Here is a 12,930-nt window from a genome sequence, read left to right as displayed (position 1 = left end):
TCACCATGCAGACAATCGCTTTCTTACCGGACCGTTTAAACGCCGAACCGGTGGTCTTTCGCGGGTTCACCACGCCGGAGCTGGGACTGGCCGCCTTGGCGGGGATCGTGCTCGGACTGGCCGTCAGTCTTCCCCTGATCCCCTTAGCCGGTTGGGTCATGCTGCCGACCGGCATGTTGGTGATGCCCTTGTTACTGATTAGCTTTGGCGGGCGTTGGCTTGCGCATGTTAAACGTGGCAAGCCGGAAAATTATCTCTGGCTGAAACTGGAAGAGAAAAAACGCCGATTGGGTTTCGGTGATCCGGCCTGGATTATTGCCGCCCAGGGCTGGTCGTTGCGCCGCAGCAGGAGAGCACGATGAGCCGGTTTCGTCATGCGGTGAAAAACCGGGATCAGCATATTCTGACCCTGAGAGTGGCGTGCGGTATTTTGGTGCTGGTATTGCTGCTGAGCCTGACGGGCTGGATGGCGTCACCGCGCAATCTCACTATCCATCATCCGCCGGACTTACGTACCGGCAGCACCCGGGCGTGGTGGGAAGTGCCGGCGCCTAGTGTCTACAGTTTCGCCTTTTATATCTTCCAGCAACTGAATGCCTGGCCGAAAAATGGCGCACAGGACTATCCGGCCAAAATTGATGCACTTTCTCCTTATCTGACGCCGGCCTGTCAGGGTTTTCTGCGGGAAGATGCCAAAACCCGGGCAGACAGTGGCGAGCTGCTCGACCGGGTGCGCGTGGTGTATGAAATTCCCGGCCGGGGCTATGGGACGCGCCGTGTGACGGTGCGTGACCGGGATAACTGGGTCGTCCGGCTGGATTTGGTGGCCGATGAATATTATCACGACGAACCGGTCAAACGGGCACTGGTGCGCTATCCGCTGAAAGTGGTGCGTTGGGAGGGCGATGCCGAGCGTAATCCCTTCGGATTAGCACTGGATTGTTATGACGGCATGCCACAGCGGCTGGAAGCGATGCCACAGCCTTTGGAAAAGAAAAAGGGCGTATTTCAATGAAAGGATATCCACTTGGCTGTCGCCGTGTTTGGCTGGGTTTGGCCTGCCTGTTGCTGTTTTGCGTCGGCGCTAAGGCCGATGAACTGGTGAAGTGGGAACGTATGCCATTATCCATTGCGCTTAAGGTCGGTCAGGAGCGGATTATTTTTGCGGACCGGAATGTCCGTATCGGTTTGCCACCGTCACTCAGTGATAAATTGCGGGTACAAAGTGCCGGCGGGGCGGTGTACCTGAAAGCCAGCCATGCCTTCCCGTCAACCCGCCTGCAATTGCAGGACAGTGAAAACGGCGAAATCATCTTACTGGATGTGACAGCAGGAAAAACCGATGCCACTGAACCGGTACGGATTATTTACCCGAATGAAAAACAAACCACCTCAAAAGAACAATCTCAGTTCCAGGGCAGAACTGAATTGTCAGCGCCCGTTCCGGTGGTATTAACCCGCTATGCCGCCCAGCAACTGTATGCACCATTACGTACTGTCGAGCCGGTGACAGGCATCCAGCCGGTGAACCTGCATTTGGCCTCATCCATCACCACCCTCTACCCGTCAGAGCCGATTGAAATTATCCCGCTGGCCGGCTGGAGACTGCACCACCACACAGTGGTAGCACTGAAACTGCGCAATACGGCCAAACGCACTGTCACCCTCGACCCGCGAGAATTACAGGGGCAGTTTGTCGCGGCCACGTTCCAGCATCGCTGGCTGGCTGAAACGGGGACGCCGGAGGATACCACGGTATTGTACCTCATCACAAAAGGGCTGCCGGATAATACCTTTATCCCTGAGCCGGTATCGGTGAAACCAGGAGGCCGCCATGGAAGTTAAGTCCAATGCGTTGGTGAAAATACTGGTGCCGGTGGTATTGCTTATCGGCGGGGTTATTGGCATCAAAAGTTGCCGTTCAACGGAAAGTGCCGCGCCCGGCACGGCAGCGAATCATGTGCTGGCCACGCTGTCACCGGAAGAGTTGCAGGCGCTGGGTGTCGGGGGCGATACGCCGGAAGATACCCTGCGTACCCTGATAGGCGCCCTCAATAAAGTGCGGGCAGAGCAGAAACGTTTAAGCCAGCAGAATGCCGATATTTTAAAAGAAAATAACCAGTTAAAAAGTCAGAATCAGGATGTTGCCAGCCAGATAGATACGGCGGTTGCGGCTATTCGTCAGGACGATGAACAGCGTCAGCGCACGTTGCAGGGTGAGCAGCAGGGATTACTGGCACAGATTGATTGGCTCACCGAGCGGTTAAATTCAGCGCCGTTGCCTGCTCAGGACAGCCAGATGCCGCTTGGCCTGGGACTGGCAGGCCGTCAGTATGCGGCCAACCCTGTCACGGGGCAGGACGAACTTATCTGGGTGACACCGGCCGATGAAAAACCGGTTGATCTCCCAAACGGGGCTGACGGCAAACCGGCCACTAAATTCCCGACCACTTTTTTAAGTGAACAACCGGCAACGGGGCAAAATACCCCACCGATCCCTTTGCTGAAGGAAGAAAACGAAAAACCGGTCTATACCCTGCCGGAAAATGCCACGCTGGCAGGCAGTCAGGCGATGACTGCGTTGCTCGGTCGGGTGCCGGTCAATGGCACAGTGACAGACCCTTACCCGTTCAAGATCCTGATTGGTAAAGATAACCTGACCGCCAACGGTATCGAACTGCCGGAAGTGGAAGGGGCGGTGGTGTCCGGCTCGGCCAGTGGCGACTGGACCCTTTCCTGCGTACGGGGACAGGTCAATTCCATCACGTTTGTGTTTCAGGATGGCACCGTGCGTACCCTGCCGGGCAAAGGGCAAAACCCGCAGGGTATCGGCTGGTTGTCGGATGAAAACGGCATTCCCTGTATCAGCGGTGAGCGTAAATCCAATGCCAGCACCTATCTGCCAACGTTGTTTGCCCTCTCGGCCATGAATTCAGCCGGGGACGCCTTGAACGAGAGTCAGCGCACCGCCCAAACCAACGGCACCGGCGGTATCACATCCGCCTTAACAGGCAATGCCGGACAGGCGGCATTAGGCAAAGCGATATCAGGGGGGATGAAGGAGATGGGCGAATGGCTCAAACAACGTTACAGCCAGACGTTTGATGCGGTTTACGTCCCGCCCGGTGCCGGCGTTGTGGTGCATATCACCCAAAGTCTGGCGATGGATTACGAAACGAAAGGCCGTAAGGTGCGTTACGACGTGAGTGAACCTGCTCAATATGATACTAATCAGGAAGCCTTAGATTAATGGAAAAGCCAGTCTTTCAATGGCTGTTCAGTGCCAGCCAACCCTATTGCCTGCAAATTAACAGACCCCCACACGCTGAACCTGTACCGGTTCAGCTCTACTGGCGGCCTGCCCATAAAAAAACATCCCGGCTCTGTCTTGCCATCGGCAATGCGTGTCAACCGCTGGGTGACGGTGATTTTACTGTTTTTCGTCTGTCAGACACACAGTGGCAATCGATGGTGGCAGGCAGCAACAAGGCTGAGCCGGAACAGTGGGAGCGCCTGGCGTTTATGGTATCGGAACTGGCCGTCCATCCTGAGTTTGCCACCTTTACTGCCATTGGCACTACGGAGGTTCAGCTATGCGAAAAATAAACGCAGTTGTCGTGTTGTGTCTGTCAGGGCTGATGGCCGGTTGTTCAACTTCGAAAGACACGTTGTTGCCTGCCGGAAAGCAGACGGTGCTGGCGATGTGGCAGGGCAATAAAGCCGGCCACACGCCCGTGCAGGCAAGAACCGCATTGCGCAGAATGTTGACCGGGACCGAACGGAAACGAGCGCTGGAAGCGCCTGACCCTTACCGCCGTTCGGCTGAACATGAGATCAGCCAGCAATTTCCCCGTCTCCCCAACCCCGATATGGTGATGTATGTCTTCCCGCATCTGGCCGCCGGCAATACGCCGATACCGGGCTACAGCACCGTGTTCCCGTTTTATCAGCAGGTGCAGTACGCCCTGCCGGGTGAACGTACGGAGGCACTGTGATGGAAATCCCCAAACCGCTGCACCGCCCGGGCCAGCTGCGTGAAGCCGATGAAGCCGCGATTTACCGGGCCAACCCTTCCATTATCGATTATCTTCCCTGGGTGGAATATCTGGAAGACGGGCAATGCCTGTTGCTGGATGATGGTGTCTCTGTCGGGGCGGTCTACCGCATCGAGCCTGTTGCCACCGAAGGGCGTCCAATGGAGAGACTGATTGAAATTCGGGATCAGCTGGAAGATGCGATCCAGGACAGTCTGGAAGAGGACGATATCTCACCGTGGGTGGTGCAATTTTTTTGTCAGGACGAAGATGATCCTGCGGCCTATCTCAATACATTGCGGGATTACGTCAAACCCTGGGCGCAAGGGACCGCGTTTACGGCGGCTTTTCTGGCTGAATCTGAGCGCCACCTGAACAGCATTGCCCGGCCTGAGGGGATATTTCAGGATAGCCTGATCACCGGGCAACCGTGGCGCGGGCAGCAGCGCCAGACGCGCATGGTCGTGTATCGCTGGCTGCCTGCTCACAAATCACAGGCAAACCACTCAACGTTATCTTCAGTGGCCGCACTCAATCAGGTCTGCGAGCGTCTGGTGTCGTCACTGGCGGCGGCGGGAATTGTGGCTGTTCGGCAGCATGGCGCGCAGATCCATCGTTGGTTGTTACGTCATTTTAATCCATCCCCGGACTGGGGTATGGCAAAAGCCGATTTTTATCGCACGGTGAGTGATGAAACGCCCCCGCAGCACGATCTCCCGCTTCATCATGATTTTGCCGAAAGCCTGTGGTTTACCCCGCCGGTGTCTGATCCTGACAATGGTATCTGGTGGTTTGATGGCCTGCCACATAAAGCCATTCCGGTTGAACGTCTGCGCCGTCCGCCAGAACCGGGCACGCTGACGGGGGAAGTGAAACGGGGGGATAATATCAATGCCCTGATGGATATGATGCCGGAAGGCACCGTGGTTTCTTTGACCATCGTGGCGCAGGCACAGGATACGTTGGAAGCGGATTTTACCCGGCTGGCAAAAAATGCCGTGGGGGAAAATACCGAATCGGCGCGTGTCCGGCAGGATGTGCAGGAAGTCAAAGCCTTACTGGGACGACGCCATAAACTGTACCGCAGCGCGCTGATCTTTCTGGTGCGGGGCAACGATGTCACTGACCTGAACCAGCGGGCGCACCAGTTATCATCAACGTTACTGACCGCCGGATTACAGCCGGTGCGACCGGAATTCAGTGTGTCCCCGTTGAATGCCTATCTGCGCGCTTTGCCGATGGGGTTTAATCCGCAGAAAGATAAGCAACACTGGTACAGCCGCCTGAGCTGGGTGCAGCATCTGGCCGGACTGATGCCGGTGACCGGCCGTTCAACCGGCACCGGGCACCCGGGGTTCAGCTTCTTTAATCGCGGTGGGGCACCGCTGACCTTCGATCCGATGAATAAACAGGATCGCACCCAGAATGCGCACTTATTATTATTTGGCCCGACCGGGGCAGGCAAATCCGCCACGTTGTGCGCCTCCTTGGTGCAACTGATGGCGATCCACCGACCGCGCCTGTTTATTGTCGAAGCCGGCAACAGTTTTGGTTTACTGGCCGATTACTACGCCAGCCTGGGGCTGACGGTCAATAAAATCGGTATTAAACCAGGCTGTGGCGTGAGTCTGGCGCTGTTTGCCGATGCGCACCAGCTGCTGCAACTGAGTCCCAGACAACTGTGTATTCATGAAGCCGATATTCCGGATGCCGATGAATCGCAGGATGAAGGGGATGAACAGCGTGATATTCTGGGTGAGATGGAAATCGCGGCCCGGCTGATGATCACCGGCGGTGAGAAAAAAGAGGAAGAGCGTTTAACCCGTTCCGACCGGGGTTTGATCCGCGAAGCCATGATGATGGCAGCACAGATCAGCTTTGTTGAGCAACGTCAGATGCTGGCTTCTGACTTACAAAATGCGCTGTATGCTATCGCCCGCAATCACCGGCAGGATGAGCATGGGCAACCTTTAATTACGGCACACCGACGGGCGCGGGCAGATGAAATGGCCGGCGCCATGTCGATGTTTACCCAGGGTTTTGAAGGCGAACTGTTTAACCGTCCCGGCACCCCGTGGCCGGAAGTGGATGTCACCCTGATTGATTTGGGCACACTGGCACGGGAAAACTACTCGGCGCAAATGGCGCTGGCGATGGTCTCACTGATTAATACCGTCAATAACCTGGCCGAACGCGATCAGTATCAGGACAGGGAACTGCAACTGGTGATTGATGAAGGGCATATCACCACCACCAACCCGCTGCTGTCGCCCTATATGACCAAGGTGGTGAAAATGTGGCGTAAACTGGGCGCCTGGCTGTGGCTGGCGACGCAAAACCTCGCCGATTACCCGGATACGGCTGAGAAAATGCTGAATATGGCCGAATGGTGGCTGTGCCTGACCATGCCCCCGGATGAAGTCGAGCAAATCGCCCGTTTCAAAAAACTTAACGAAGAACAGAAATCTGTCTTGCTCTCCGCCAGTAAATTACCCCGCTGTTATACCGAGGGCGTGGTGCTGGCGAAAAAAATCGAAGCCCTGTTCCGGGTCGTGCCCCCGAGCCTCTATCTGGCGTTGGGGATGACGGAAAAAGAAGAAAAAGCAGAACGGCGGGCGTTAATGCGCGAGCACCAGTGCAGTGAACTGGAGGCGGTGATGTGGGTGGCCAGAAAAATGGATATCGCACGGGGGTTAAAGGCTGATTTTGTGGATCACGGCACAACAAACGTTACTGGTTGATGGTTTGGTTCTTGGAGCGCGAGTGGTGGTAAAAAAAAGATCCCAGCACGATGGCTGGGATCGCGTTCAGGTTAATCTTCGTACTTGAATTCTATATTAATTTTCATCTTCTTAAGGTCAACAATGAGCAAACAGCCATTCCATGCGGGACGAGCGTTAGTCAAATTGTTTTCCACGTAATACTTCCTTAATTCTACTAATAGTAACCTAAGGTCATAACTGGCGTGGGCATCAGGGAGAAACCAGTCTTCGTGCCCTTCGTTATCTATATAATCGTATTCATATTCACAAGCATCACCTTCTGGGGATAATGTTGCACGTACTAGTATTTTCTGCGCATCTTCCGGCCCTGCATCAACAAGTAATTGGCCAATTTTATTATGAAGCATATCTAATTCCTTCATTTTTCACCACCTCCAGGAGCATTGCTAAAATCTTTCACTATTGGTCTACCACCATCAATAGAATATGTTACGTTAAAGCTTTCAGGGCGTTTACTCTCACCTTTGTAAACAGGTACAATTTTAACATCAATTTGCTTACCGTCTTTCAAATCCTTGGCCCAAGAATTCTCCATCTTTTTCCATTCACTTTTATTCAGATTTCCATTCATTGGGAGAATATTTATTTTCTCACCTGGCCCATTAAAGATACTGGCAAATAGATGACCCCCTTCATCACCTGGATTGCCACTTTTCCCTGTCTTGCTCTGTTGATAAGTATTACGGTCGTTTTTAGACAAAGACAGAGAGCCTTCAGCAATGATGGTACGGCTTAATGAATCAGTTTGGAACGTTTTATTTCCGTCTACATGATAAATTGTATTTGGTTGCGGCTTATTCAATTGCTTTTCCCAACCACCTGTTTTACCAGAGTTTACAACAACAACTGTTGGCTTTGTAGGCGAAGAACCCAGCTGATTTGTTTGTTGATTATGGGCTGAATTGGTGCCTTTTCCTTTAATTGAAAACTTTGTTTCGTTACCTACCAGTATCTCAGCACCGTTAAACACATACTCCAGTATTTCACCTTTTGTACTGATATAGTCATTGATGACGGCATTGTCTTTATCCGTTTCTGTCTTCACAAACTCAACAACATCGCGATCAAAATAAAATTCGCCGATACCTTGGAATTCTCCTATCGCTTCATTGGCGAGTTCGCGATGCGCAGCACCACAAATAGTCGGCCTGTCCTTACAGGTGGTTTTGACTATATCCCGATCTTCTGCCAGACTCTTACGCATTTTCTCAAAGATAGGTGTCGTATCTTCGCCTTTTTCTTTTGCTGCCTTGACTTGTCGGTTCAATTTATACAGATCATATTTCAGGAAGTTATGCTCAAGAACTATTTCACCGGCGCCCGCGCCACCGTGGGCTCCCTGTGCACTATTTGTAGCAAATGCCCCGGCAATACCACCAATAATCTTGCCGCCTGCCAGAATTTGAGCTGGATCATTAAATGTTTTAGCCAGTGTTACAGACGCAAGCCTGGCGGCAAATGCACCCGCTGCTGCAGCTTTTGCATCGCCCCCACCAATGTGTGCGGCAATAGCTGATACTGCGGCATGGCTGATAGCCTTTTCAGTAAAACCTAATGCAGCCCCATTTTTTCCGATGAAATCCGCACCTTCGATATTGGCTTGGGTGCCTACATTGGCAAGTAACGCAGTAGTGAAATTGTCTTTAAAGCTGCCACCGTTGATTGCAGTATTTAAACTCGAGCTAATAACAGATTGCCCTGCAACACGTTGGGCGACTTTGCTCCATTCACTATTACTTAACAAAGGTACCTTAGTTACACCGTTAGCCGCTTTTTCTACACCCATAAATTTGTCAAACCCGGCCAACGCACCACCAATTGCCATCGCAGTAATGGTTGATTTTACAGTATCCCTACTGCCCATATCTTTGAGGGTCTTGGACAGGTTTCCTTCATTATTAATAAGACTAACTGCTGCCTTAGAAGCCAGAGCTCCAATACCTGCAGAAACTGCTCCGTATGTAGTAGTACTTACTGTTGCCGCTGTTGCAGCACTGGCTCCGGCTGCGGTAGCTGCACTACCGGCTGTACCTGCGGCAGCATTAGCCGCAGCAATAGTTACTCCAGCCCCAGCCGTGACTACAGCCACAGCAATGGCAATAACAGCAGCTGCGACAGGGTTTAATGCTTGACTTTTATAATCCCAATTGTCATAAGCATCCTGTACTTCATTCCAGTGTACATCTTGCCGTTGAGCTAACCCTTTTAGCCAAGCCGTTTCAGAGGTGTTGCCAAAATTTGCTAATACATTTTTCAAATCCTGGGCTTTCTGTGTTTTGATGTCAGCACTAATCCCATTTGCTGCATCAATCGTTAATTTTCCACCAATGTGAACAGAAGGTAACACCCATGTTTCTGCAGTATGCCCGCTATCTCTGTTCTTAATGAAGAACCCTTTAGATTTACTAATAGTGTGTTCGAAGGAAACGTCTTTAACAGATTTAAAATTTATTTTTCCGTGTGTACTCGTTAACTTAGCATTATTATTGGTTTCGATTTTACTGGCTTCATAAGTACTATCATCATGACTGAGTATATTAATATCACCATCCGCAATGAATTCGGTTACTTTATTTGTCACGCTGTGGTGAGTATGGTTAGTGGTTTTTTTCTTACCATACCAGGTACGCTTTGTTTCACTGGTTTCATAATGACTGATGTCTTCCGTTGCCTGAGCATAGAGGTAACCACCTTGAGCGGAGATATTCATGGCACCTTTAGCAATTAACTTGGTAGCCTGAAATAGGAGGCTACCATTGGTCATAATGGTTAAATTACTTCCGCTATTTAAGGTGCTACCTTTATGGGTAATATTTGTTGTTGACCCTCCGCTTAAATCAGTTACCGTTGATTTAAGAAATATATCAGCGCTAGAAATAATCGAAAGAGCTTTTTGGGAAACTAAGTCAGAACCTGTCAAATAAATATTCCCAGTCCGATTAATTAATGAGATGTTTTCGCCTTTTAGTTTGCTATTCTTAAAAATTACTCCATTAACTGCTGTCAAAGACAAATCTTTTCCTGATGAAATTTCTGCTTTATTAGCAGAGATAACATTATCTGAAATAATGTTCAAATCAGTTTCGGAATTTATTTTATCTGAAACATTGATATATTTACCATGTAAAAAGATGTTTTTAGCTGATATGGCGTTTGATTCTTTTGGTGCCAGATAATCATAATCTGCCACATTCTTCTGGACTATCAAATTATTAGAAAAATCAATGACTAGATTTTCTTTTGCAGATACCGCATTATCCAATAATTTATCTTCCATATTTTTTGCTGAATTTAATTTTGTTTGTTTAGCGCTATTCCAATTATACCATTCTATATTTTTATCGTTAAAACCAATGCCATTTGGTTGGTAATGATAAACATCAGGAATTGCTATGGTTGATCCAGAAATAAAATAAATATCGGTAGATGAACTGGCATTTTTAAGTGTAAATGAATAAGGCTCTGAATGGTAAGTAATGTTTCTGAAATTTCTAAAATTTTCACCAGTTAAAAATGTATTATTTTGACTATTTATTTGGCTATTTATATTCCATAAGTTATTGCTATTTATATAGATATTATTTCCGGCTGTAATGGAGCTTGGGTGAAAACTTTCCAAAACCCCTACATCGCTGGTTAAATGTTTTATATTATCCTTAATTGATTCAAGATATTCTTCATCCTCATCATTTATTCCTCCTTCATACTCATATTGCTCTAAAATAATGTCATGTTCTTGCTGAAGTAAATCAATCTCTGATTGATCAATTGAGTCGCGGGTTACATTTCCATTCGCTGATGTGAAATAAAGATTGCGTATATTATATAAATCATTAGCTCTAATGATTAAATCACCTTTATTAGTTTTTATTGTAGCAGACCTATTTTGGATGAGATCACTCTTATCTCCTTGTGCATTTTTCTGAAGCCACATGTTGTTATTAGCTTGTAGAATCGCTTTTTCACCGATGTTAGTTATAGTATCGCCAAATACTCGCATATCTTGGCCGGCAATCACTCCACTTTCATTGGTTATCTTATTAGCTGCCAGAACAATATTTCGTCCAGACTGAATGTGAGGAGTATATTCATAACTTTTCTCAATACTAATCTCCTTAGCGCCAACATTTAAGTCTGTTTTAGCTTTAATGTTGCCGAGTTCCATTCTGCCATTAGAACTTAATGTGGTATCGTGTTGATTACTGGTAATATTTTTAAGATTAACGCCAACGCCATCTTCCGTTGCTATCAGGCGTATTTTATTGGCATACATACCACCCAACGCCTTAGTATCAACAGCCAATGTTGGACGACTCCCTTCACCAGCAGTGGTTTTGGTGGTGCCGTCTTTAAAGGAAATTTGGTTAGCACCCAGAGTGAGTGCAAGATTATTAGCCTGGATTTTGCCATTTAACTCAGTGGCTCGGCTAATAATATCGACATAATCTGTTGACTGACCATTTAACCCTTTCCCCCCAATCGTGATTTGGCCTTTTGTCACACTCAGCGCTTCAAGTGCACCCTGAGTATCAAATTGCGGTTTACCGGTCGTCAGTACGGCACCTGAGGTATTAATAAAGCCGCACCCATCACAAGTGATACCATTGGGGTTGGCTATCATGACATTGGCTTTCTGGCCGGCCACTTCCAATTGTCCCAGTAGTTCAGAACGGCTGCTTCCGGTGACTTCGTTGATAATGAGTTCGGCTGCCTTGCCCTGCAGGTTAGCATTGGCGTTGATTTGACCGGCCAATTGAGAATTAACCGCTTGTGTGGCGTTATTTAATACGGCGCCCTGGGTGCCGGTATTAAATTCTTGATACGTATTGTGAGATATTCCGGCATTATTGGGCGTCGCAATATTCACGATCGGTACATTGCCATTGTGATGCACCTGTGTCTGCGGATTATCAGGTGTAATACCGCCTGCCACGGCCGAGTTCAGCGGGTATATCCCTGTCAGATAAATCAAAAAATAACAGGTTCCCCTTGCCACAGGGCTATTAAATTTATCCATATTGTGTCCTTTGATTAAATCAAATCCAAATTTTTTGGTATGGTTTTATTAAAAGTTGAGTGATGCAGACCAATAAACGATCCAGTGGTCTGGTCTGAGGTGAGTGGGATAAGCCAGTGGCTTTCCTATTATGACCGTCTGACTCATCCTGTTGTGATTGAGTGAAATACCCAGTGATGCTCCCGTGACATTACCTCCTTCGATTTGTCCTTTTTTGTTGTTTTTTAACCACCCTGTATCCAGTGCACTATTTAAAGAAAGTTCACCCAATAAAGGGAGCGTGGTTAATTTCCAGTTCAGTTCATTGCGCCAATATCCGCCATTATTTCCTATGAGATTCTGTTCTTTAAATCCCCGGACGGAATATTGCCCGCCTAATGAAAGGCGCTCGCTGGCATAAAGATTATCTGGAGTAAACTGCCCATACAGGGAGGTCAGGTAATAAATATCGTCAGTGACAGGAATGAAATAACTGCTGCTCAGGCTGAATTTACGAAACTGACTTTTGGGGGCATTGCGGGCGCCAGAGTTATCTTTCGTCGTTCCCAAAATATCCAAACCATGGCTGAATGTCGGGTTGAATGTCATATAGCCTCCCGACAGTGTAGTACTGTAGTTAGCTCCCAAACTGATAGTATTTAACGTCGGGCTGTTAATGGATAACTTGATGCCAGCCGTAACGTTGGAAGTTTGGCGACGGACTAACCCCATATTCAAAGCCAGTTTTTGTTTACCATCACGGTATAACGTCCGGTTTATTTTTAATTGATGAGTTTGCCCCTTACTTTCATGGCGGGCATTGAATGTATCTGGGGATATCATTTGGAATGAACTGTTTTTGGCATACTGGTAATCAAATGACCAGTAGCCATAAGGGATTGTCACCCCCGATGCGATACTCCAGCTCTGGTGATTATGGCGAAAATCACTGTTACGGTTGGCTGAGATTGACCACCTGTCTGCAAGGTGTATACCCATCGTAATTGAAGATGCTTGATTTTTTACTTAAATTAGATCATGTTGATGCCCATGAAAATTCATCTGACGTCAGACCAAAAACACGCCCTCGAATTAATGCATGATACGACTCGTGATG

General features: G+C 48.7%; 10 protein-coding genes. 7 read left to right on the top strand and 3 right to left on the bottom strand.

From position 1 onward, the window contains the following. The first annotated feature begins 5 nt into the window (after positions 1-5). Genes Xenpb_RS15960 through Xenpb_RS15930 form a run of 7 tightly spaced genes read left to right on the top strand, consistent with a single transcriptional unit; the run spans position 6 to position 6,775 of the window. Entirely contained in the window at positions 6-362 is a 357-nt protein-coding gene (locus Xenpb_RS15960; protein WP_187655222.1) for a TIGR03750 family conjugal transfer protein, read from the top strand. Beyond that, positions 359-1,015, top strand: a complete 657-nt coding sequence (locus Xenpb_RS15955; protein ID WP_187655221.1) for a PFL_4703 family integrating conjugative element protein — start codon at positions 359-361, stop codon at positions 1,013-1,015. Before Xenpb_RS15960 ends, Xenpb_RS15955 begins: the two co-directional genes overlap by 4 nt. Then, entirely contained in the window at positions 1,012-1,845 is an 834-nt protein-coding gene (locus Xenpb_RS15950) for a TIGR03749 family integrating conjugative element protein (protein ID WP_187655220.1), read from the top strand. Before Xenpb_RS15955 ends, Xenpb_RS15950 begins: the two co-directional genes overlap by 4 nt. Next, entirely contained in the window at positions 1,835-3,250 is a 1,416-nt protein-coding gene (locus Xenpb_RS15945; RefSeq protein WP_187655219.1) for a TIGR03752 family integrating conjugative element protein, read from the top strand. Before Xenpb_RS15950 ends, Xenpb_RS15945 begins: the two co-directional genes overlap by 11 nt. Next, complete coding sequence (locus tag Xenpb_RS15940; protein WP_187655218.1) at positions 3,250-3,606, top strand: hypothetical protein; 357 nt, start codon at positions 3,250-3,252, stop codon at positions 3,604-3,606. Before Xenpb_RS15945 ends, Xenpb_RS15940 begins: the two co-directional genes overlap by 1 nt. Beyond that, positions 3,594-3,995: a TIGR03751 family conjugal transfer lipoprotein gene (locus tag Xenpb_RS15935; RefSeq protein ID WP_187655217.1), complete on the top strand. Its 402-nt coding sequence runs from the start codon at positions 3,594-3,596 to the stop codon at positions 3,993-3,995. Before Xenpb_RS15940 ends, Xenpb_RS15935 begins: the two co-directional genes overlap by 13 nt. After that, a complete protein-coding gene (locus Xenpb_RS15930) occupies positions 3,995-6,775 on the top strand; it encodes a conjugative transfer ATPase (protein ID WP_187655253.1) in 2,781 nt (926 codons plus the stop codon). The genes Xenpb_RS15935 and Xenpb_RS15930 overlap by 1 nt, the downstream gene beginning before the upstream one ends. 71 nt (positions 6,776-6,846) lie before the next feature. Here Xenpb_RS15930 and Xenpb_RS15925 read toward each other — a convergent pair whose 3' ends face one another. From Xenpb_RS15925 to Xenpb_RS15915, 3 genes are read right to left on the bottom strand one after another with little or no spacing between them, the layout of a single operon-like run. Beyond that, positions 6,847-7,179, bottom strand: a complete 333-nt coding sequence (locus tag Xenpb_RS15925) for a hypothetical protein (RefSeq protein ID WP_074023996.1) — start codon at positions 7,177-7,179, stop codon at positions 6,847-6,849. Further along, positions 7,176-11,834, bottom strand: coding sequence for a DUF637 domain-containing protein (locus Xenpb_RS15920; RefSeq protein WP_187655216.1), 4,659 nt, complete (start codon positions 11,832-11,834; stop codon positions 7,176-7,178). Before Xenpb_RS15920 ends, Xenpb_RS15925 begins: the two co-directional genes overlap by 4 nt. 48 nt (positions 11,835-11,882) lie before the next feature. Continuing rightward, positions 11,883-12,812: a ShlB/FhaC/HecB family hemolysin secretion/activation protein gene (locus Xenpb_RS15915; RefSeq protein WP_255523165.1), complete on the bottom strand. Its 930-nt coding sequence runs from the start codon at positions 12,810-12,812 to the stop codon at positions 11,883-11,885. Positions 12,813-12,930 lie beyond the last annotated feature (118 nt).

Origin of the sequence: Xenorhabdus sp. PB62.4, from assembly GCF_014467285.1 — a bacterium.
Lineage (GTDB): Bacteria > Pseudomonadota > Gammaproteobacteria > Enterobacterales > Enterobacteriaceae > Xenorhabdus.
The sequence above is the reverse complement of the archived record's forward strand: the minus strand, read 5'-3'. Positions and strand labels throughout refer to the sequence as shown.